The 20598-nt window shown below is 69.8% G+C and carries 18 protein-coding genes; 14 read left to right on the top strand and 4 right to left on the bottom strand.

Translation table 11 applies throughout. The annotated features are described in order from the left end of the window. Nucleotides 1–34: 34 nt before the first annotated feature. The 3 genes from ABEA30_RS09875 to ABEA30_RS09865 are packed head-to-tail and all read left to right on the top strand — an operon-like array spanning nucleotide 35 to nucleotide 3060. On the top strand, nucleotides 35–934 hold the full coding sequence (locus ABEA30_RS09875) for a carbohydrate ABC transporter permease (protein WP_345582345.1): 900 nt from the start codon (nucleotides 35–37) through the stop codon (nucleotides 932–934). Then, on the top strand, nucleotides 927–1784 hold the full coding sequence (locus ABEA30_RS09870; RefSeq protein WP_345582343.1) for a carbohydrate ABC transporter permease: 858 nt from the start codon (nucleotides 927–929) through the stop codon (nucleotides 1782–1784). Before ABEA30_RS09875 ends, ABEA30_RS09870 begins: the two co-directional genes overlap by 8 nt. Beyond that, complete coding sequence (locus ABEA30_RS09865) at nucleotides 1774–3060, top strand: alpha-L-fucosidase (RefSeq protein WP_345582341.1); 1287 nt, start codon at nucleotides 1774–1776, stop codon at nucleotides 3058–3060. Before ABEA30_RS09870 ends, ABEA30_RS09865 begins: the two co-directional genes overlap by 11 nt. Before the next feature lie 98 nt (nucleotides 3061–3158). On the opposite strand, the gene ABEA30_RS09860 is transcribed toward ABEA30_RS09865, so the two are convergent. Further along, nucleotides 3159–3890 carry a FadR/GntR family transcriptional regulator gene (locus ABEA30_RS09860; protein ID WP_345582339.1) on the bottom strand — a complete coding sequence of 244 codons (732 nt, stop codon included), beginning with the start codon at nucleotides 3888–3890 and terminating at the stop codon, nucleotides 3159–3161. A gap of 119 nt (nucleotides 3891–4009) precedes the next feature. Between ABEA30_RS09860 and ABEA30_RS09855 the strand changes: the two genes are divergently transcribed. The 8 genes from ABEA30_RS09855 to ABEA30_RS09820 all read left to right on the top strand — a co-directional run bounded on the left by ABEA30_RS09855 (nucleotide 4010) and on the right by ABEA30_RS09820 (nucleotide 13665). After that, nucleotides 4010–5656 (top strand): ABC transporter substrate-binding protein, encoded by a 1647-nt coding sequence (locus ABEA30_RS09855; protein WP_345582337.1) that lies wholly within the window; start codon nucleotides 4010–4012, stop codon nucleotides 5654–5656. Nucleotides 5657–5833: 177 nt separating this feature from the next. Then, nucleotides 5834–6796: an ABC transporter permease gene (locus tag ABEA30_RS09850; protein WP_345582335.1), complete on the top strand. Its 963-nt coding sequence runs from the start codon at nucleotides 5834–5836 to the stop codon at nucleotides 6794–6796. Beyond that, nucleotides 6796–8880, top strand: a complete 2085-nt coding sequence (locus tag ABEA30_RS09845; protein WP_345582333.1) for a dipeptide/oligopeptide/nickel ABC transporter permease/ATP-binding protein — start codon at nucleotides 6796–6798, stop codon at nucleotides 8878–8880. The genes ABEA30_RS09850 and ABEA30_RS09845 overlap by 1 nt, the downstream gene beginning before the upstream one ends. Continuing rightward, complete coding sequence (locus tag ABEA30_RS09840; RefSeq protein WP_345582331.1) at nucleotides 8877–9665, top strand: ATP-binding cassette domain-containing protein; 789 nt, start codon at nucleotides 8877–8879, stop codon at nucleotides 9663–9665. Before ABEA30_RS09845 ends, ABEA30_RS09840 begins: the two co-directional genes overlap by 4 nt. 33 nt (nucleotides 9666–9698) lie before the next feature. Next, nucleotides 9699–10616: a dihydrodipicolinate synthase family protein gene (locus tag ABEA30_RS09835; RefSeq protein ID WP_345582329.1), complete on the top strand. Its 918-nt coding sequence runs from the start codon at nucleotides 9699–9701 to the stop codon at nucleotides 10614–10616. Beyond that, complete coding sequence (locus tag ABEA30_RS09830) at nucleotides 10613–11533, top strand: ROK family protein (RefSeq protein ID WP_345582327.1); 921 nt, start codon at nucleotides 10613–10615, stop codon at nucleotides 11531–11533. The genes ABEA30_RS09835 and ABEA30_RS09830 overlap by 4 nt, the downstream gene beginning before the upstream one ends. Beyond that, on the top strand, nucleotides 11530–12213 hold the full coding sequence (locus ABEA30_RS09825) for an N-acetylmannosamine-6-phosphate 2-epimerase (RefSeq protein WP_345582325.1): 684 nt from the start codon (nucleotides 11530–11532) through the stop codon (nucleotides 12211–12213). Before ABEA30_RS09830 ends, ABEA30_RS09825 begins: the two co-directional genes overlap by 4 nt. Nucleotides 12214–12579: 366 nt before the next feature. Then, on the top strand, nucleotides 12580–13665 hold the full coding sequence (locus tag ABEA30_RS09820; protein ID WP_345582323.1) for a sialidase family protein: 1086 nt from the start codon (nucleotides 12580–12582) through the stop codon (nucleotides 13663–13665). A 93-nt stretch (nucleotides 13666–13758) separates the two neighbouring features. On the opposite strand, the gene ABEA30_RS09815 is transcribed toward ABEA30_RS09820, so the two are convergent. After that, the gene (locus ABEA30_RS09815; protein ID WP_345582321.1) at nucleotides 13759–14892 is read right to left on the bottom strand and encodes an SH3 domain-containing protein; all 1134 of its coding nucleotides are present in this window, start codon (nucleotides 14890–14892) and stop codon (nucleotides 13759–13761) included. 93 nt (nucleotides 14893–14985) lie between these two features. Continuing rightward, nucleotides 14986–15603, bottom strand: coding sequence for a hypothetical protein (locus ABEA30_RS09810; RefSeq protein WP_345582320.1), 618 nt, complete (start codon nucleotides 15601–15603; stop codon nucleotides 14986–14988). Nucleotides 15604–15685: 82 nt separating this feature from the next. Here ABEA30_RS09810 and ABEA30_RS09805 point away from each other — a divergent pair, with 82 nt between their 5' ends. After that, complete coding sequence (locus ABEA30_RS09805) at nucleotides 15686–17053, top strand: MFS transporter (RefSeq protein ID WP_345582318.1); 1368 nt, start codon at nucleotides 15686–15688, stop codon at nucleotides 17051–17053. A gap of 4 nt (nucleotides 17054–17057) precedes the next feature. Here the strand turns inward: ABEA30_RS09805 and ABEA30_RS09800 are convergent, their stop codons facing one another. Then, nucleotides 17058–18137, bottom strand: a complete 1080-nt coding sequence (locus ABEA30_RS09800; protein WP_345582316.1) for an LCP family protein — start codon at nucleotides 18135–18137, stop codon at nucleotides 17058–17060. Nucleotides 18138–18237: 100 nt separating this feature from the next. Here ABEA30_RS09800 and pgi point away from each other — a divergent pair, with 100 nt between their 5' ends. Continuing rightward, nucleotides 18238–19911: a glucose-6-phosphate isomerase gene (gene pgi / locus ABEA30_RS09795; protein WP_345582314.1), complete on the top strand. Its 1674-nt coding sequence runs from the start codon at nucleotides 18238–18240 to the stop codon at nucleotides 19909–19911. After that, complete coding sequence (locus ABEA30_RS09790; protein WP_345582312.1) at nucleotides 19904–20587, top strand: SanA/YdcF family protein; 684 nt, start codon at nucleotides 19904–19906, stop codon at nucleotides 20585–20587. Before pgi ends, ABEA30_RS09790 begins: the two co-directional genes overlap by 8 nt. Nucleotides 20588–20598: the final 11 nt, after the last annotated feature.

Below are 20598 nucleotides of genomic sequence, written 5' to 3'. Positions count from 1 at the left end.
CTCCTCGGCAGCTTCGACCGAAGCGCGCCCGGCCGTGGACGTGGAGAGGGTCGGCAAGCCCGGCTTCAACCAGCGCTTGCTGGCCCTCATCCACCTCACCCCCGGGATGGCGGGCTTCTTCATCTTCATCGTGGTGCCGCTGATCGCCTCCCTGGTGATCAGTCTCTACAACTGGCCTCTCTACGGCGAGCGTGAGTTCGTGGGCCTGCAGAACTACGTGCAGCTTCTGTCGGGCGCCGACCCCGTGTTCTTCAAGGTCCTGGGCAACACCGCGATCTTCGCGATCGGGTACACCATCGCCAACCTGGTCATCTGCACCGGCATCGCGGTGTGGCTCCACTCGCTGCCCGAATGGGGCGGCTTCTTCCGCATCCTGTTCTTCATCCCCGTCGTCACGCCGATGGTGGCCAACGCACTCGTGTGGCGCCTCATGCTGCAGGACAACGGCCTGGTCAACACCCTGCTGGGCGGCGTCGGCATCACCGGCCCGTCGTGGCTGGGCGACGGCAACTGGGCGCTGGTCTCGCTGGTCATGATGTCGCTGTGGCAGGGCGTCGGCTACAACATCGTGGTGCTGGCCGCGGGCCTCAACAACATCAACCCGTCCGTGATGGAGGCGGCCCGGATCGACGGCACCAACGCGTGGAACCGCTTCTGGCGGGTCACGTTCCCGATGCTGTCGCCGTCGCTGTTCTTCGCCTCGGTCATGACCGTCATCGGCGGCTTCAAGGTGTTCACGCAGCCCTACATGCTCACCAAGGGTGGGCCGGGCGACTCCACCAACACCATCGTCCTGTACCTGTACCGGGCCGGTTTCTCCTACGACCGCCTCGGCTTCGCGTCGTCGATGGCCTGGATCCTGTTCGTGATCATCATGCTGTTCACCGCCCTGCAGTTCCTCGGCCAGAAGAAGTGGGTGAGCTACGATGCCTGACACCCTGACAAGGCAGTCGGCCCGGTCGCGGGTCCGTCCCGCCAGGATCATCAGCAAGGTCCTGCTGGCGCTGTTCGGGTTCGTCTTCTTCGTCCCGTTCATCTGGATGTTCGTCAGCTCCATCAAGCCCAGCCAGGAGGTGCTGCTCAGCGGTGCCGACATCGTCGGGTCCGAGGTGCGCTGGAGCAACTACGCCGAGGTGTTCACCGCCATCCCGTTCGGCCGGATCCTGCTCAACACGTTCTTCATCGCAGGCATGGGCGCACTCATCGCCGTGACGGTGTCGGTGCTCAGCGCCTACGCGTTCGCGCGACTGGAGTTCCCCGGCCGCAACAAGCTGTTCGCCGTGTTCATCGCCACGCTGATGTTGCCCATCGAGGTGCTGGTCATCCCGCTGTTCATCGGCGCCAACGAGTTCGGCGCGGTCAACACCTACTCGATGGTCATCCTGCCGTTCGCCTTCGGCGCCTTCGGCACGTTCCTGCTGCGCCAGTTCCTGCTGTCGCTGCCGCCCGACTACGAGGAGGCGGCCCGCATCGACGGCGCCGGCCAGCTCAAGCTGCTGTGGCACGTGATCGTGCCGCTGTTGCGCGGCCCCATCGCGATCGTCGCCGCGTTCGCGTTCATCGACTACTGGAACGCGTTCCTGTGGCCGCTGATCATCATCACGGACCCGGCCAAGGCGCCCCTGCAGCTCGGCCTGTCCATGTTCTCGGGCGAGCGCGGCACCGACTGGGGGCCGCTGATGGCGGCCTGTTCGGTGGCCGTCGCGTTCTCACTCATCATCGTCGTCCTGATGCAGCGCCAGCTGTCGCGGGGCATGAATATCGGAGGTTTCGGTGGTCGATGACCAGCAGCGCTGGGAGGCGCTCAACGCACGAGGCACGCCGGAGTGGTTCCGGCGCGCCAAGCTCGGCTTCTTCATCCACTGGGGGCCCTACTCGGTGCCGGCCTGGGCCGAACCGACGGCGGAGCTCGGCACCGTCGAATCGGCCACCGAGTGGTACACGCACAACCCCTACTCGGAGTGGTACTACAACACCATCCGGCTCGAGGGCAGCCAGGCGTGGCAGCACCAGCGCGACGTGTACGGCGGCCGCCCCTACGACGACTTCATCGACCAGTGGAGGGCCGAGCACTTCGACGCCTCCGCGCTGGTCGGCGAGTTGGCGGAGGCCGGCGCCGACTACCTCGTGCTGACCACCAAGCACCACGACGGCGTCTGCCTGTGGGACGCGCCGGGCACGGACCGCAACACGGTCGCGCGCGGCCCGCACCAGGACCTGGTCGGTGCCTATGCCGACGCGTGCCGCGAGCACGGCGTCCGCTTCGGGGCCTACTACTCGGGCGGCCTGGACTGGCACGAGCGGCCGTTCCCGCCGATCGGCGAGGCCGACACCTGGTCGTGGGACGGCCTGCGTCCGCTGGACGAGGGGTACGCGTCGTACGCGGCAGACCACGTGCGTGACCTGGTGCGGCGCTACCAGCCCGACGTGCTCTGGAACGACATCGAGTGGCCGGACGCCGGCAAGAACTTCGAGCCGCACGGCATCGGCTCGGTGTTCGAGGAGTACTACGCGGCCAAGCCCGACGGCGTGGTCAACGACCGCTGGAACGTGCCGCACGCCGACTACGTCACCAGCGAGTACCAGCACATGCTGGACAACGAGGACGCCCGCATGTGGGAGAACTGCCGCGGCGTCGGCCTGTCGTTCGCGTACAACCAGGAGGAGGACCTGTCGCACGCGTTGGCGGGGCCGATGGCGATCCGCCACCTGGTCGACGTGGTGACCCGCGGTGGCCGGCTCCTGTTCGGCGTCGGCCCCATGGCCGATGGCCGGCTGCCCGAGTGGCAGTCGCAGGTGGTGGCCTCCGTCGGCCGGTGGGTCCGCCCCGCGGGGGAGTTCCTGCAGGTCACGCCGACGGACCGGGAGTTGGACCTCGGCCCGGACGTGTGGGTACGTCTCGGCCGGGCCGAGGACGGCTCGACGTTGGCGTTCATCGACGCCGACACCCCCGTCGAGGTGGCCGGCGATCTGCTGACGCCCGAGTGGGGGATGCTGCTCGACGGCGTGCTGACGCTGGCCCCGGACCGCCCGGGTGCCGCGGTGGTGCGCCTGTCGTAGCCGGCGCCCCGGCGCCGATGGAAGACAGGTGCGGGTTGCGCAACGGCTACGGTGCGCAACCCGCATCTGTCTTGTGCCGGCCTGGGCCGGCCAGGAAGTCAGGAGACGGCGACTGCCGGTTGCGCGGCGCGCTTCGACGAGTCCAGCACGCGCAGCAGTGGGGCGTAGTGGCGCTCGACGGCGGCCCGGTACTCCTCGAGGTCGCCGGCGAGGGCGGCATCGAGCATGGCGCGGTGGGCGTCGACGGTGTCGTCCAGGTCGCGGGGGGTTGGGACGCCGAGCCGGGGCGCGATCAGCGTGTGGACGTCCCAGAAGGCCGCCACCAGCTGCGCGTACAACTCGTTGCTCAGCACCTCTGCCAGGTTGAGGTGGAAGAGCCGGTCCTCGGTGGCGAAGCTCTCTCCCGCGGCCTTCTTCTCCGTCATCTTGTCGCACAGGGCGGCGAGCTCGGATGACTGCCCACCGCTCATTCGCTCAACGACACCCGGCGCGAGCGACTGGTCGAGAGCCATGCGGACCTCGACGATCTGGCGCAGCGTCTCGAAGTCCTCGCCGGGCAGGACGACGCCCTTGAAGGCGAGGCCCTCGACGAGTGGGCGCAGCGACATCTTGCCGACGAACATGCCCGTGCCGTGGCGCACCTCGAGGATGTCCAGCGTGACAAGGGTGCGGATCGCTTCGCGCAGGTTGGAGCGGGAGACGCCGAGGGCTTCGATGAGCTGCACTTCAGTGGGCATGGGGTCACCGGGCTTGAGCTTTTCGCGCAGGATGTGCTCCTTGACCGCCTGGGTGGTCTGGCGGAGTCGCTGCGGTTCGTGGCTGTTGATCACAATCCTCTTACTTTCAGAAGGCTGAGCACTTTTTGTGAGCGTGTGCAGTCTAACGCCCTGTATCATGCAATACTGACGCATGTCAGACATCGGATGTCCGATAAGTAGGAGAGTTTTCAATGACGAACCCCATGGGCGCGAACACCTCGCGCCGCAACCTGTTCAAGCTCGCTGGGTCGTTCGGCGCAGCAGCGGCGCTCGCCGGTGGCCTCGCCGCCTGCAGCCCCGCTGATTCGCAGCCGACGCCGGGCAGCACCACCACCGCCGCCGGCACCGACACGACCCCCGCGTCGCCGGCCCCGGCCGCGACCGACGGCAAGATCACCGCTGCCATCTCGTACGAGCTGGGCACCAACGGCTACGACCCCATGAGCACGACGGCCGCCCTCACCCTGGCCGCCAACTGGCACACCATGGAGGGCCTCACCGAGCTGCACCCGGCCACCCGCGAGATCTACGCCGCGCTGGGCGCCGACCTGCCGCAGCAGGTCGACGAGACCACGTGGGAAGTCACGCTGCGTGACGGTGCCGTATTCCACGACGGCACCCCGGTGACCACCGACGACGTCGTCTTCTCGTTCGAGCGCGTGCTGAACCCGGACAACGCCTCGCTCTACGCCTCGTTCATCCCCTTCATCGACACGGTGACCGCCAAGGACGACAAGGCCGTCACCATCAAGACGAAGTACCCCTTCTCGCTGGTCCCCGAGCGCCTCGCGGTCGTCAAGATCGTCCCGAAGGCCCTCGTCGAGGCCGACCAGAAGGCCTTCGACCTGGCCCCCGTCGGCACCGGCCCCTACAAGCTCACCGACAACGGTGCCGCCTCGCAGGTGCTGAAGTTCGAGCGCTTCGACGAGTACACCGGCCCGCAGCCGGCCCGCGCCGCCACCATGGAATGGCAGATCATCCCCGATGACTCCACCCGTACCAACGCGCTGAGCTCCGACTCGGTCCAGGCCATCGACTCCGTGCCCGCCGCCAACCTGGCGCAGCTGGCCGAGAGCAAGTCCGTCGCCGCCGAGCAGGGCTTCGGTCTGCTCTTCCTGATGTTCAACTGTGGCTCCGCCCCGATGGACGACGTGCGCAACCGTCAGGCCGTCCTCTACGCCCTCGACTACGACCGCATCTGCAAGGTCGGCATGTCGGACCTGGCCTCCCCGGCCAAGTCCTTCGTGCACGAGGCGCACCCCGCCTTCAAGGAGGCCAAGGTGCAGTACGCCGGCAACACGGAGAAGGCCAAGGAGCTCCTCGCGGAGACCGGCCTCAAGGAAGTGCGTCTGCTCTCGTCCGACCACGGCTGGTTCGCCGCCGTGCGCCCGATGGTCAAGGAGTCGCTCGAGGCCGCCGGCCTGACCGTCACCTACGAGGAGAAGAAGTCGGCCGACGTCTACGGCACCATCGACGGCAACGCCGGTGCGTTCGACATCGTCATGGCCCCCGGCGACCCGTCGGTCTTCGGTGACGACGCCGACCTCCTGATCCGCTGGTGGTACGCCGGCGACGTCTGGACCGACTCGCGCATGCACTGGAAGGGCCAGGACTCCTACAACCAGGTCCAGGACCTGCTGGAGACCGCCGCCACCTCCACCGGCGACGAGCAGCTGGGCGCATGGCACAGCATCTTCGACATCGTGTCGGAGAACGCCCCGCTGTACCCGATCTTCCACCGCAAGTCCCCGACCGCCTTCGACCCCGAGACCCTGCAGGACTTCAAGCCGATCGCAGTGACCGGCCTGTCCTTCGTCGGCGTGGGCTCGACCAAGTAGCACCCTCCCGCCGGGCCCCTGGCACTCTCCGGGGCCCGGCCTCCCAACCGCCGTCGGTCATCTCCACGCGGTTCCCATGTCTCCGGCCGGGGCCCCTCACAAGGGGCCCCGCGCGGAGACATCCCCTCTGACGCACCCATATGGGCGGACAACCCGCCCGCAAGGAGCGACGACACTGTGTCCAATCTGATCCGGCTACTTGGTCGGCGCCTCATCGCGCTGCCGATCATGGTGCTGGGCGTCACGCTGCTGGTCTTCATCGTGATGTCTTTCTCCAGCGCTGACCCCGCACGTCTGGCGCTCGGCGAGAGCGCATCGCTGCAGGCGCTCAACAACTACCGCGAGGCCAACGGGCTCAACGACCCCACCGTGGTGCGGTTCTTCCGCTACCTCGGCGGCCTCGTCCAGGGTGACCTCGGCCAGTCATTCACCGGCGTGCCGATCTCGCAGATGGTGGGGGAGAACTTCCCCCTCACCCTGCAGCTCACCTTCATCGGCCTCGCCATCGCCGTCGTGATGTCGCTCGTGCTGGGCGTGCTCGCGGCGCTCTACCGCGACCGCTGGCCCGACCAGGCGATCCGCGTGTTCTCCATCGCGAGCCTGGCCACCCCGTCGTTCTGGCTGGCGCTGCTGCTGATCCAGGGCTTCGGCAACATCCCCGGCGGCCTCGGCTGGTTCCCCGCAGTGGTCAACTGGATCCCGTTCACGCAGGACCCTGCCGGCTACGCCAACATGATCTTCCTGCCGGCGTTCGCGCTGGCCGTCCCCGTCGCCGGCTCGTTGACGCGTGTCGTGCGCACCGCCATGGTCGAGGAACTCGACCGTGACTACGTGCGCACCGCCATCGGCGCCGGCATCCCGAAGAGCGTCGTCATCAGCCGCAACGTGCTGCGCAACGCGCTGATCACCCCGCTCACCGTGCTCGGCCTGCGCGTCGGCTACCTCATGGGTGGCGCCGTCGTCATCGAGATGATCTTCAACATCCAGGGCATGGGCCAGCTCATCTTCCAGGGCATCACCCGCAACGACGTCAACATCGTCCAGGGCGTCACCATCACGGTGGCGATCGCCTTCATCATCATCAACCTGATCGTGGACCTGCTCTACGTCATGGTCAACCCGCGGATCAGGAGCATCTGATGCTGTCACTGTCTGCCGAAGCCAAGAAGAAGCTCACCCAGCCCGGGCTGCGTTTCCAGAGCCTCAAGGCGCTTCCCCTCAGCTCGAAGATCGCCATCGGCGTCCTCGTCATCATGGCGCTGCTGGCAGTGTTCGCGCCGCTGATCGCCCCGTACTCCCCGAACGCCTCCGGCCTCGTCCCCGAGGACATGGTCGTGCTGCAGGAGGTCACCATCGAGGGCGTCGGGACGCAGGTGATCCCCGACAACTCGGTGGCCCCCAACTCCACGTTCCTGTTCGGCACCGACGACGCGGGCCGCGACATCCTCTCGCGCGTCATCCATGGCACCCGGGTCTCCCTGCTGGTGGGCCTCGCCGCCACGGGCCTGGCGCTGGCCGTCGCCGCGGTGCTCGGCTCGATCGCCGCGACGGCGGGCAAGGTCGTCGCCGAGGTGCTGATGCGCATCCTCGACATCATCATGAGCTTCCCCGGCATCGCGCTGGCCGCGGTGCTGGTCACGGCGATGGCGTCACGCCTGCCGATCCTGCCCGTGGTGATCATCTCGATCGCGTTCCTCTACGTGCCGCAGCTGACCCGCGTCGTGCGTGCCAACGTCCTGGCCCAGTTCGGCGAGGACTACGTGTCCGCGTCGAAGGTCATGGGCGCCCGCACCTGGTGGATCCTCATCAAGCACGTCGCCCGCAACTGCCTGGCCCCGATCATGGTGTTCGCCACCGTGCTCGTGGCAGACGCCATCGTCTTCGAGGCCTCGCTGTCCTTCATCGGCACCGGCATCACGTCGGTCAACGCCGCCACGTGGGGCAACATCCTCTCCGAGGGCAAGGCCCTGCTGCTGTCGGGCCACTGGTGGGTCACGTTCTTCCCGGGCGTGTTCATCCTGATCACCACGCTGAGCCTCAACATCCTCTCCGAGGGCCTCACCGACGCCCTGGCGTCGCCGAAGATCAAGAGCCGCGTCAACGTCCAGGCCGAGGAGGACGCCATGGCCGGCACCTCCGTCGCCGACGGCATCGCCCACGCCAACGCCACCCAGCGCGAATCGCTCGACGGGCGCCTGCAGGCGCTGATGGCGGCCGAACTGGCGCGCACCGACCGGTTGGTGCTCGACAACCCCGACGCCGAGCCGCTGCTCGTCGTCGAGAACCTGTCGATCTCGTTCCCGAGCGCGCACGGCGACGTCGAGATCGTCGACAACGTCTCGTTCACCGTCCGCCCCGGCGAGACGATGGGCCTGGTCGGCGAGTCCGGCTGTGGCAAGTCGATCACCTCGATGGCGATCATGGGCCTGCTGCCCGACACCGCCAAGATCGAGGGCTCGGTCCGGTTCGCCGGTCAGGAACTGCTCACCATGTCGCCGAAGGAGCGCAACGCGCTGCGCGGCCACGAGATGAGCATGGTCTACCAGGACGCGCTCAGCTCGCTGAACCCGTCGATGCTGATCCGCAGCCAGATGGCGCAGCTCACCAGGCGTGGCGGTCAGCGCACCGCCGAGGAACTCCTCGAACTGGTGGGCCTCGACCCGGTGCGCACGCTGAAGTCCTACCCGCACGAACTCTCGGGCGGCCAGCGCCAGCGCGTGCTCATCGCCATGGCGCTGACCCGCAACCCGCGCCTCGTGATCGCCGACGAGCCCACCACGGCCCTCGACGTCACCGTCCAGGCGCAGGTCGTCGACCTGCTCAACGAACTGCGCGAGAAGCTCGGCTTCGCAATGGTCTTCGTCAGCCACGACCTCGCCCTCGTGGCCCAGGTCGCGCACCGCATCACGGTGATGTACGCCGGCCAGGTCGTCGAACAGGCAGGCACCCGGGAACTGCTCAGCAACCCGATCCACGAGTACACCCGCGGCCTGCTGGGCGCGGTCCTCTCGATCGAACAGGGCGGCGGACGGCTCCACCAGGTGCCGGGCGTCGTGCCCTCGCCGCGCGAGTTCGTCGCCGGCGACCGCTTCGCGCCCCGCTCGGCCTACCCGACGATCGGCCTGGACGAGAAGCCCACCCTGCGGCCGGTGCCCGGCAAGGACCACCTGTACGCCCGCACCGATGCACTCGAAGCCCTGCTGGAGAAGGAGGCGGTCCGATGAGCACCACGCCAGTGATCCAACTCGAGGACGTCCACGTCATCCACAAGGCCCGCACCGGCAAGCTGTTCCGCCCCGACCGGGTGCACGCCGTCAACGGCGTCACCGCCTCCGTCAGCAAGGGCGAGACGCTCGGCCTGGTGGGCGAGTCCGGCTGTGGCAAGTCCACCCTCGCCCGCGTGATGGTCGGCCTGCAGCCGGTCACCAGCGGCACGGTGCGCTACTTCGGCGAGGAGATGAAGCTCAACGCCGACGGCCGCAAGAAGCTGGGCCGCGCCGTGTCGGTCGTGTTCCAGGACCCGGCCACCGCGCTGAACCCCCGCATGCTCGTGCGCGACGCACTGCTGGACCCGTTCAAGGTGCACGGCGTCGGCACGCCGAAGGAGCGCGAGCAGCGCGTCAAGAAGCTGCTCGACCTCGTCGGCCTGCCCCAGTCGGCGCTCGACGTCCTGCCCCGGCAGATCTCCGGCGGCCAGCGCCAGCGCGTCGCGATCGCCCGGGCCCTCGCGCTCGAGCCCGACGTGATCATCGCCGACGAGCCCACCTCTGCCCTCGACGTGTCGGTGCGGGCCCAGGTGCTCAACCTGCTCACCGACCTCAAGGACGAACTCGGCCTCGGGCTGGTCTTCATCAGCCACGACATCAACACCGTGCGGTTCATCTCCGACCGCATGGCGGTGATGCTCGCCGGCCAGATCGTCGAGACCGGCCCCGCCGACGAGATCTTCGCCAACCCGCAGCACGCCTACACCCGGACCCTCCTGGGTGCCGTGCCCTCACTCCTCTGACCCATCTCCACCGAAAGAGAAACAGCAATCATCATGCAGAAACTGCGTGGCATCGTCCCCCCTGTAGTCACCCCGATGAACGAAGACGGCACCGTCGACTTCGAAAGCCTGGACAAGGTCGTCGACCACCTCATCGACGGCGGCATGGCCGGCCTGTTCGTCCTCGGCTCGTCCGGCCAGGTCGCCTACCTGACCGACGAGGAGCGTGACCAGGTCATCAAGCGCACCGTCGAGCGCACCGCCGGCCGCGTGCCGGTGCTCGTCGGCACGCCCGACCTCACCGCCCGTCGCATGGTCGAGTGCGCCCGCCGCGCCGTCGCCCTCGGCGCCGACGCCGTCGTCGTGACCTCCCCGCTCTACGCCCTCAACGACATGGCCGAGATCGAGGAGCACTTCCGCATCGTCGCCGCCGGCGTCGACGTGCCGGTCTACGCCTACAACGTGCCCGTCCGCGTCCACAACTACCTCGCCGTCGACATGCTCGTGCGCCTCGGCAAGGAAGGCGTCATCGCTGGCGTCAAGGACTCCTCCGGCGACGACGTCGGCTTCCGCCGCCTCGTCCAGGCCAACAAGGCCGCGGGCTCCCCGCTGGAACTGCTGACCGGCCACGAGGTCATGGTCGACGGCATGCTGCTGCTCGGCGCCGACGGCGCCGTCCCCGGCCTCGCCAACGTCGACCCCGCCGGCTACGCCCGCATGTGGGAGGCCGCCGAGGCAGGCGACTGGGTCAGCGTGCGCGACGAGCAGGACCGCATCACCAAGCTGTTCGAGATCGCCTTCGTGCCCAAGGGCATGTCCGGCGACGCCGGCGGCATCGGTGCGTTCAAGCAGGCCATGGCCAGCCTCGGCGTCATCGCCTCCGGCGCCATGCCCGCCCCCATCCGCCCGCTCGACGACTCCTGCAAGCCCGCCATCGAGGGCATCCTGCGAGAGGTCGGCCTGCTGGCATGAGCTACGCGGTAGGGGTCGATCTCGGCGGCACGAAGACCGCCGTTGCGCTGGTGTCCTCCGAAGGGGTGCTGGGCGACGTCGTGACCGCCCCGACCCCTGCCGCGGACGGCGGTGACGCCGTGCTCGACGTCGTCGCCGACCTGGTCCGCCAGGTCGCCACCGACGACGTCGTGGGCATCGGCGTCGGCACCGCGGGAGTCGTCGACTCACGCACCGGCCGCATCATCTCGTCGACCGACACGTTCTGCAGCTGGGTGGGCACCGACGTGCCCGCCGGGCTGCGGGCCCGCCTCGGCTGGGCACCCGGCCGACGCGTCGTCGCGCTCAACGACGTCGACGCCCACGCCATGGGCGAATACCGCTTCGGGGCGGCGCGCGGCCTGGACTCACTGTTCATGGTCGCCGTCGGCACCGGCGTCGGCGGCGCGCTCGTGCTCGACGGGAAACTCCGCAACGGGCACCACCACGTCGCCGGCGAGATGGGGCACATCCCCACCCCCGGCGCCGAGTCGATGCGCTGCCCCTGCGGCCGCCTCGGCCACCTCGAGGCCATCGCCGCCGGCCCGGCGATCGAGCGGCGCTACGCGTCGTTCGGCAACGAACGCGCCTCCGGCCGCGAGATCATGTCGCGCGCCACCGGGTATGACGACGACGCGCGCACCGTCGTGCGTGACGCCGCCGTCGCACTCGGCAGGGCCATCGCAGGGATCGTCACCGTCGTGGACCCGGCCGCCGTCGTCATCGGCGGGGGAGTCGCCGACGCGGGCCCCGTCTGGTGGCAGCCGCTGACCGACACCATCCGCAGCGAGGTCATCTCCGTCCTCGCGGAGCTACCCGTGCTGAAGGCCGAACTGGGATCGTCGGCCGCCCTGGTCGGTGCCGCCGCCCAGGTCTTCGTCACCGAGGAGAAGTCATGAACGCAGTCATCCAGCAGCTCAAGGGGAAGCTGATCGTCTCGTGCCAGGCGTACCCGGGCGAGCCGATGCTCGACCCGAACACGATGGCCCAGGTCGCCGAGTCGGCCGTCCGGGGCGGCGCCGCCGCCATCCGGGCCAAGGGCCTGGCGGACCTGCGCGCCATCCGGCAGCGGGTCGACGTGCCGCTGATCGGGCTGGTGAAGGTGGGCGACACGGGCGTGTACATCACCCCGACGCTGAAGGACTGCATCGAGGTGGCGGAGACGGGCTGCGAGATCATCGCGATCGACGGCACCCGCCGCGAGCGCCCGGACGGCCGGACGTTGGCCGAGACCATCGCCGAGTTCAAGGCGCAGTTCCCCGAGGTGCTGGTCATGGCCGACTGCGGCTCCGAGGGTGACGCAGTCGCCGCGGAGCAGGCAGGTGCCGACATCATCGGCACCACGCTCGTCGGCTACAGCGGCGAGCGCCCCAAGACGACGGGAGTCGACTGGGAGGCCGTCGACCAGATCGTGGCCGCGGTTGAGCGCCCGGTGCTCGTCGAGGGCCGCGTGCACACGCCGCAGGTCGCCGCCGAGGCGATGCAGCGCGGTGCCTGGAGCGTCGTCGTCGGCACGGCCATCACGCACCCCGCTACCATCACCGGCTGGTTCGCCGACGCCGTCCACAACGCTGGTTGAGCCCCGCCACGCTGGTTGAGCGGCGCAACGCCGGTTGAGCCGCGCAACGCTGGTTGAGCCGCGCCAGCGACGAAGGAGCCAGCGCGGTCGAAACCCGCCAGGCGTACATGACGTCCGCAACTCCAGCTCGGATCGCCGCGGTCACAGGGGCGCCCTCCTCGCCCGTGGGGGACCCCCGCCCGTCCGGTCGTGTGGTCGGTGGCCCGAGCAGGCGGCGGACGGGCACCCCCAATGCCCGACCTACCGCGTCGGGCGCCCCTGTGCCCACGGCAAAATCCCTACGGCGCCGGGGGTTGCTCTGGGCGCCTGTGGCTGGGCATCGCGGGTCGCTGGGGGCCTGGGCTCGAGAAGTAGGAAAGGACCGACATGATCACCCTCGCCAAGACCGGTGAGCCCCTCGAGGGCTCGGCCTTCGACGCACCCTGTTACCGGATCCCCGCCCTGGCGGTCACGGCGACCGGTCGGGTCATCGCGGCCTGGGACGTGCGGGCCGATTGGCGCGACCTCCCCGGCCCCTTCGACCTCGTCCACCGCACCTCCGACGACAGCGGCCAGACCTGGTCGGACGTCAAGGTGCTGCGCCGCCGCACGGACGCCGGCGGTTTCGGCGACGCCAGCTTCCTGGTGAGCGCCTCCGGCGCCCTCCACTGCTGGTACGTCGGCTCGACGGGACGCTCGTTCTTCACCGCCGATGCCGGGCCGGACGGTGAGGGGCTGAGGCTCTGGCTCGCCACCTCGATCGACGACGGCGACACCTGGACACACCGCGACCTCACCGCGGAACTCAAGCCCGCCGACGTCACCGGCATGTTCGCCTCCTCCGGCCACGGCGCCACCCTCAGCACGGGCCGACTGCTCCAGCCCTTCGTACTGCGCACGCTCGCAGGCGAGCACTTCGTGGCCATGGCGTACTCGGATGACCACGGCGACACCTGGCAGCTCGGCGAGCGCATCGGCCCCGACTGCGACGAGAACAAGGTGGTCGAGCTGCCCGACGGCCGCGTGCTGCTGCACGCCCGCACCCGGCCCCGCCGACGCTGGGCCATCTCCACCGACGGTGGCATCAGCTTCTCCCAGCCCGTGCCGCACGAGCAGCTCGTCGACCCCGCCTGCAACGGCGGCCTCGCCCGCTGGGCCGACGACCTCGTGTGCACGCTCCTCGACGACCCCCGCGAACGCCGACGCCTCGCGCTGCGCGTCAGCCACGACGGTGGCACCACCTGGGGCGACTCCGTGATGATCGACAACGGCGCGTGCGCCTACTCGGTGGCGGCGGAGCTGCCCGACGGCCGGCTGGGCGTGCTCTGGGAGGCCGGTGACTACGCCGCCCTCAACTTCGCGGCCATCGCCCGCAGCGAGGTGGGCCTCGACGGGGGAGTGGTCACCCTCACCGCCATCGAGAGCGATGGCGGCAGCGCCGCTCCGCCGGAGGTCGCCCCCGACGACTCCTGAGCCAGCGGCGAAGGGCCCGAACTTATCGCTACGCAAACAGAGTGGCCGATGTGGATAATCCACATCGGTCACTCTGATTCGGTAGGGAAAAGCTCAGCGCACCGAAATGTGCACGTGGTCGTAGTGGTTCGCCGACACCGAACCCCGGTCCGACATCCCGCGCCAGCCGTCACCGGCGCGCTGAGTGGTCCAGATCTGCTGTTCGTAGATGACCTCGATGATCCCCAGCGCGCTCGCGTTGGCCCGCGCCCACCGGGCGACCTCCCAGCCGTACTCGCCGCTGACCATCACGTCGATGGCCTGGCCGCTGCCGTGGTAACTGTCGTTGTCACCGGGGCGGTAGCCGCCGTACGAGTCGACCGCCGGGAACTCGGCGCACACCGCCCGCAGCACGCCGACCGTGCGGTCCGTCAGGTTGCGCTCCAGCCCGGCGGCCTTCTCGCACGCGGCGGTGGAGAACCCCGACGACGACTCTGCCGCCGCTGCGACCGCGGGCTTGCTTTCGGCCAGGAAGGACGCCTTGACCCACCCGGCGGCGTCGTCCACCGACACCTGCCGCCAGCCGTCCGCCTCCCACGCGGTCACCGCCACCTCGGCGCCAGCGGCCAGCGAGTCGAGCACCTCGAAATCGGTGCCGGGGCCGGTGCGCACGTTGACCGATGCCGACGCGAACAGGCTGCCGGCCGCATCGCTGAGCGCCGAGTAGTCGACGGCGGGCTCAGCCGGCGCCTCCACCGCGGCCTCGGCCGAGCCTTCGGCCTCCGCAGCGACGCCTCCGGCGGCCGCGACCTCGCCCGACGCGGCCGTGCCCGACACCGCAGAGGCCTGCTCGGGCGCGGGGGAGGCCGGGGTGGCGGGCGCACTCGGCGACACCGTCGGCTCGGGCGTCACCACCTCGGGGTTGGCCGCCTTGGCCGCCTCCAGGTCGAGGGGCTCTTGGCTGGGGCTCGCCGACGGCGACAGCGCGGGCCGCGCCTGGCTGCGCGAGACGCCGAGGTCTGCCACCGCCCGAGGCGCCTGCACGGCCTCCGTGGTCTCCGTGCCTGCCGGCCCGAGCCAGAGCACGCCGGCGGCCAAGCCTCCCACCGACAAGACCGCCAGCGGCGCCACCACGAGGCGCACCATCCGTCCGCGCCGTGTCGTGGCGCCCAGCGCCCGACGGGCAGGGTTCACGATTCCGAGCTCGGCCGCATCGTCCACCGCTGCTGCCCGTCGAGGTTCTGACATACCTTCGCCTTTCCTGAGAATGCCCTAAGGTTTTCTCAGGATAGGTCGTGGTCAGGCGGAATCCAAGTTGAGGACGGCCCCGTTTCCTGTGAATCAGGTAAGGGAGTTACGCTCCTCGACGATCCGCCGCTCCAGCGCGATGAACGACGTGCACCGCTCGCGCAGCTGCGACAGCGACCCGCCGTCGAAAGCATCCCCCAGCAGCGTGTGGTCGATCCCGACGGCGGGTGCACCCGCCTTGAACCACTCGCCGGCCGCGTACGCGCCGATGCCGCCCAGCGGGATGACCCGGTCGGCCAGCCCCAGCTCCCGGAGGCGGGCGGCCATCGCGTGGCCCACGACGTCGGCCGGGTGGAGGAGCGCGCCGTTGGACAGCTGCAGGGCACCGCGCACCTCACGAGGGGTCATCGCCGACCCGAAGCACTCGACCCCACGCTCGTCTGCCGCATCGGCGACGTCGCTGTCCGCCACGTCCGAGAACACGAAGGCCGCGCCCGCGTCGGCGGCGAGGTGCACGTGCGTGCTCGACGAGACCCGCAGCGCGCCGAACGTCGCCCGGGAGCCGAAGATCGTGGTGACGTCGCGCAATGCCTCGGCGGTGGCGGGCAGCGCGAACCGGGTGAACCCCTCCTGGATGAGCACCTCGACGACGCCGACATAGTCGTCGAGCGACGCATCGGGCAGGCACACCACAATTCCACGCACAGTCATGGGGACAATCTTGCCGCACGCGCACCCACATCGGCGCGGGCGGGTCTGTCGCGCGGACCGGCTTGCGCCTAGGCTTCCGCGCATGAGCCTCAACCTCACCCGCGCGCAGCGCCTCGACGAGCTGCCCTACACCCGCAAGCACAACAAGCTGCTCCTGGGCTCAGGCCTCGGCTGGGCGCTGGACGCCATGGACATCGGGCTCATCTCGTTCATCATGGCCGCGCTCGCCGCCGAGTGGGGCCTGGGCTCGGGCGAGTTGTCGCTGCTGGGTTCCATCGGGTTCGTCGGCATGGCCATCGGCGCCTCGCTCGGCGGGCTGCTGGCCGACAAGATCGGCCGCCGCCAGGTCTTCGCGCTCACGCTGCTCATCTACGGCATCGCGACGGGGGTCTCGGCCCTGTCCACGGGCCTGGCGATGCTGGTCGTGCTGCGCTTCATCGTCGGCCTGGGCCTCGGCGCGGAGCTGCCCGTGGCCTCGACGCTCGTGAGCGAGTACGCGCCGCGCCGGATCCGCGGACGTGTCGTGGTCGCGCTCGAGTCGTTCTGGGCCGTGGGCTGGCTGGCCGCCGCCACCATCGGCTTCTTCGTCGTGCCCAACGAGAACGGGTGGCGCTGGGCGCTGGCGTTGGGAGCCATCCCCGCGGCCTACGCGCTGTTCGTCCGGTTCGGGCTGCCGGAATCGGTCCGCTTCCTGGAGTCGCGCGGCCGCCACGCCGAGGCCGAGGAGGCGGTGCGCGAGTTCGAGGACGCGGCCGGCGTCACCGTCGACGACCGTGACAAGGCCCCCGACGGCGAGGTCGCCGCCGCGGCCAAGGTCACCCGTCGCGAGCTCTTCGGTGAGCGTTTCCGCACCCGCACCATCGCGCTGTGGCTGGTGTGGTTCGGCATCAACTTCTCCTACTACGGCGCGTTCATCTGGCTGCCCACCCTCCTGTTCGAGGGCGGCATGACGCTGGTGCGCTCGTTCGAGTTCACCCTCTACATGACGCTCGCCCAGCTGCCGGGCTACCTGGTGGCCGCCATCCTGATCGAGGTCTGGGGCCGCCGACCCACGCTGGTGACGTTCCTGGGCGGCTCCGTCGTCGGCGCGCTCGCGTTCGGCATGGCGCCAGGCATCGCCGAATCGCTGGCACCCGGCAACGCCTCCGCGGCCTTCGCCATCACGCTGGCGGCCGGCTGCACGCTGAGTTTCTTCAACCTGGGCGCCTGGGGCGCGCTGTACGCCATCACGCCCGAGGTCTACCCGACGGCGGTGCGGGCCAGCGGGGCGGGCGCGGCCACGGCGTTCGGCCGCATCGCCGCCATGGCGGCCCCGCTCCTGGTGCCCGTGATCGTCGGGGCGGCCGGTCGGCCCACGCTGTTCGTGGTCCTCGGCCTGATGTTCGCGTTGGCGATGGTGGCGGCCTGGTTCCTCCCGGAGTACACCGACAAGGCCCTCGAGGAGGCCTGAGCGCTCACTCGTCGGGGTCGACCTGCGGCAGCGCCGAGTAGTCGTCGGCGCCGTAGCTCGCGAAGTACTGCGCCATGGTGTCGGTCTGCAGCGCCTTCGCGAGCATCTCCAGCCGGCCCACGTCGACCACGTCGACCGACTGCCCCTGGATGGTCGCGAACCCGCGGATGGGGGCCTGCAGCATCCGTACGCCGTCGGCGCCGAAGATCCGCAGCTGCATGCCCAGCTCGGTGACGTAGCCGTTGGTCATCTGGTCGTCGACGGTGAGGGTGTCGGCGACCTGCCCGACGACCTCGTTGAACCGCGCCGGGTTGGTGACCGTCTCGGGCGTGGCGAGCTTGCCGATGATGGCCTTGACGACGGTGCGCTGCCGGTAGGCGCGGTCGAGGTCGCCGTTGGGCAGGCCGTAGCGCTCACGGACGTAGGTCAGGGCACGCTCGCCCTCCAACGTGACCTCGCCCTCCTCGAAGCGGTTCGCGCCACTGCCGGAGGCCCACGGGTTGTGCACCGTGACCCCGCCGACGGCGCCGGTGAGTTGAATGAACCCCTCGAAGTCGATGCCCACGGTGTGGTCCATCCGCACCCCGAGCAGGCTCTCGAGCGTGCGCACCGTGAGCGGCGCGCCGCCCCACGCGTAGGCGGCGTTGATCTTGGCCTCGCCGTGCTCGGGGACCTCCACCCACATGTCGCGGGGGAACGAGATGAGGTAGACGTGCTGGCGGTCGCCCGAGACGTGGGCCACCATCAGCGAATCCGAGCGGCCGCGTTCACCGTCGCGGCTGTCCGAGCCCATCAGCACGAAGTTGACGGGGGCCCTCGCCTCCGGCGCGTCACCCTTGGGCGCCGCGGGCTTGGGGCGGCCGACGTACTCGACGGGGGTCAGGCCCGGGTCGCGGTCGATGCTGTCGAGCGCCAGCCAGCCGCGGCCCACGTAGAACGCCAGCACCAGGGCGGGCAGCAGCAGCACCAGCACGCACACCATGAACAGCACGAACAGCGGGCCGCGGCGCCTGCGCGCACGAGGCACCTCGTCGCCCTCGTCGGGGCCGTCGTACCGGTCGTCGTCGAGGAGGGCTCGCTTCATGGCCTCATTCTCACCCGGGGCGCGTCCGGTGACCAATCGGCGCGCAACCGGTGTCCGCCCCGATCGGCGCAGGCGCCGACGGCGCTCTAGGCTGGGGGGCATGAACACTCCGGTTGACGCCACCTCCACCGAAGCCTGGGCAGATCTCCGCACGCTCAGGGACGCCCTCGTCCCCGACCTGCGCCACTGGTTCGAGGCTGACCCCCACCGCGCGGACGAATTCACGTTCGACCTGGCCGACCTCCGCGTCGACCTCTCCAAGAACCTCATCACCGACGACGTGCTCGGCGCGCTCGTCCGGCTCGCCGAGCAGGTCAACCTGCCCGAGCGGCGCGAGGCGATGTTCAACGGCGAGCGCATCAACGTCACGGAGAACCGTTCCGTGCTCCACACGGCGCTGCGGCTCCCGCGCGACGCCGAGCTCACCGTCGACGGGCAGGACGTCGTCGCCGATGTGCACGAGGTGCTCGACCGCATGTACGCCTTCGCCGACAAGGTGCGCTCGGGCGAGTGGACCGGCGTCACCGGCAAGCGCATCGAGACGGTGGTCAACATCGGCATCGGCGGCTCGGACCTCGGCCCCGTGATGGTCTACGAGGCCCTCCTGCCGTACAAGCAGGACGGCCTGGAGTGCCGCTTCATCTCCAACATCGACCCCAACGACTGCTACGAGAAGGTCAAGGACCTCGACCCCACCACGACGCTGTTCATCGTGGCCTCGAAGACCTTCACCACGCTCGAGACCCTCACCAATGCCCGCATGGCCCGCGACTGGTTCCTGGGCGCGCTGGCCGAGGCCGGCGCGGTCGACGACTCGGACGATGCCCGCACCGACGCCATCGCCAAGCACTTCGTCGCCGTGTCGACCGCGCTGGACAAGGTCGCCGACTTCGGCATCGACCCGGCCAACGCGTTCGGCTTCTGGGACTGGGTGGGTGGCCGCTACTCGGTGGACTCGGCCGTCGGCCTGCCAGTGGCCATCGCCATCGGCCCCGACGGCTTCCGCGACTTCCTCGCGGGGTTCCACGCCGTCGACACCCACTTCCGCACCGAGCCCGCGGAGCGCAACGTGCCGCTCCTGATGGGCCTGATCAACGTCTGGTACGTCAACTTCTTCGACGCCCACAGCCACGCCGTGCTGCCGTACGCGCAGTACCTGCACCGCTTCGCCGCCTACCTGCAGCAGCTCACGATGGAGTCCAACGGCAAGTCCGTGCGCTGGGACGGCACCCCGGTCACCACCGAGACCGGCGAGATCTTCTGGGGCGAGCCGGGCACCAACGGCCAGCACGCGTTCTACCAGCTGATCCACCAGGGCACCCGCATCATCCCGGCAGACTTCATCGCGGTCGCCAACCCGGCCCACCCGGTCACGGACGGCGACACCGACGTGCACGGCCTGTTCCTGGCCAACTTCTTCGCCCAGACCGCCGCGCTGGCGTTCGGCAAGACCGCCGAGGAGGTGCGCGCCGAGGGCACTGCGGAGGAGATCGTCCCCGCGCGGGTCTTCGAGGGCAACAGGCCCACCACGTCGATCATGGCGCCGGCCCTCACCCCGTCGGTGGTCGGTCAGCTCATCGCGCTGTACGAGCACATCACGTTCGTGCAGGGCGTCGTGTGGGGCATCGACTCGTTCGACCAGTGGGGCGTCGAACTCGGCAAGAAGCTCGCCCTCGAGATCGCCCCGGCGGTCTTCGGCGACGCCGAGGCCCTGGCCAAGCAGGACCCCTCCACCCAGTCGCTGGTGAGCTGGTACCTGCGCAACCGTGACTGAGGCAGCGCCGGGCAGGGCTCCCCGACGGTGGCGCAGGGCGCTGGTCGCCGTCGGGGTGGCAGCCGTGCTGGGCGTGCTGCCCGTGGCGCTGAGCGCCGGGCGCGTGGCCTGGCTGTCGTCGGGCCGCACCTACGGCGTGCAGCAGGCACCCGAGCGCGCCGTCGGCATGGTGCTGGGCGCCAAGGCCGACCCCTCCGGGCCGTCGGCCTTCCTGGCGGCCCGGCTCGACGTCGCCGCCAGGTTGTACGAGGCCGGCAGGATCCGCGCCATCCTCGTCACGGGCGACGGCGGCGCGGAGTCCAACGACGAGCCGATGGTCATGCGCACCTACCTCGAGCGGCGCGGGGTGCCGGCAGACCGGATCGTCGAGGACCCGGCCGGGTTCGACACCTACGACTCCTGCGTCCGGGCCCGCGACGTGTACGGCGTCTCGGAGATGACCGTGATCACGCAGGACTACCACCTCGGGCGGGCGATCGCGATCTGCCGTGAGGTGGGCATCGACGCCGTCGGCGTCGGCGACACCACCATGCTGGGGCGGTTCCCCTACAACTGGGTGAAGGGCTGGCTGCGCGAGTTCCCGGCCAACCTCAAGATGGAGTGGGACCTGCTCACTCGGCGCCAGCCCCAACCCGGCGCCCCGGACCCGTCGCTGCTGGCGGCGGCCGAGTCCTGAAACGGGCCGGG

The organism is Tessaracoccus lubricantis, from assembly GCF_039544535.1.
In the GTDB taxonomy this organism is placed as follows: domain Bacteria; phylum Actinomycetota; class Actinomycetes; order Propionibacteriales; family Propionibacteriaceae; genus Arachnia; species Arachnia lubricantis.
Note: the sequence above shows the minus strand (reverse complement) of the source record. Positions and strands in the feature narration are given on the sequence as shown.

Bases quoted from the DNA above. Each gene is read 5' to 3' on its own strand.
- ABEA30_RS09870 (WP_345582343.1), top strand. From the start codon at position 927: ATGCCTGACACCCTGACAAGGCAGTCGGCCCGGTCGCGGGTCCGTCCC.
- ABEA30_RS09855 (WP_345582337.1), top strand. From the start codon at position 4,010: ATGACGAACCCCATGGGCGCGAACACCTCGCGCCGCAACCTGTTCAAG.
- ABEA30_RS09845 (WP_345582333.1), top strand. From the start codon at position 6,796: ATGCTGTCACTGTCTGCCGAAGCCAAGAAGAAGCTCACCCAGCCCGGG.
- ABEA30_RS09840 (WP_345582331.1), top strand. From the start codon at position 8,877: ATGAGCACCACGCCAGTGATCCAACTCGAGGACGTCCACGTCATCCAC.
- ABEA30_RS09835 (WP_345582329.1), top strand. From the start codon at position 9,699: ATGCAGAAACTGCGTGGCATCGTCCCCCCTGTAGTCACCCCGATGAAC.
- ABEA30_RS09830 (WP_345582327.1), top strand. From the start codon at position 10,613: ATGAGCTACGCGGTAGGGGTCGATCTCGGCGGCACGAAGACCGCCGTT.
- ABEA30_RS09825 (WP_345582325.1), top strand. From the start codon at position 11,530: ATGAACGCAGTCATCCAGCAGCTCAAGGGGAAGCTGATCGTCTCGTGC.
- ABEA30_RS09820 (WP_345582323.1), top strand. From the start codon at position 12,580: ATGATCACCCTCGCCAAGACCGGTGAGCCCCTCGAGGGCTCGGCCTTC.
- ABEA30_RS09815 (WP_345582321.1), bottom strand. From the start codon at position 14,892: ATGTCAGAACCTCGACGGGCAGCAGCGGTGGACGATGCGGCCGAGCTC.
- ABEA30_RS09810 (WP_345582320.1), bottom strand. From the start codon at position 15,603: ATGACTGTGCGTGGAATTGTGGTGTGCCTGCCCGATGCGTCGCTCGAC.
- ABEA30_RS09805 (WP_345582318.1), top strand. From the start codon at position 15,686: ATGAGCCTCAACCTCACCCGCGCGCAGCGCCTCGACGAGCTGCCCTAC.
- ABEA30_RS09800 (WP_345582316.1), bottom strand. From the start codon at position 18,137: ATGAAGCGAGCCCTCCTCGACGACGACCGGTACGACGGCCCCGACGAG.
- pgi (WP_345582314.1), top strand. From the start codon at position 18,238: ATGAACACTCCGGTTGACGCCACCTCCACCGAAGCCTGGGCAGATCTC.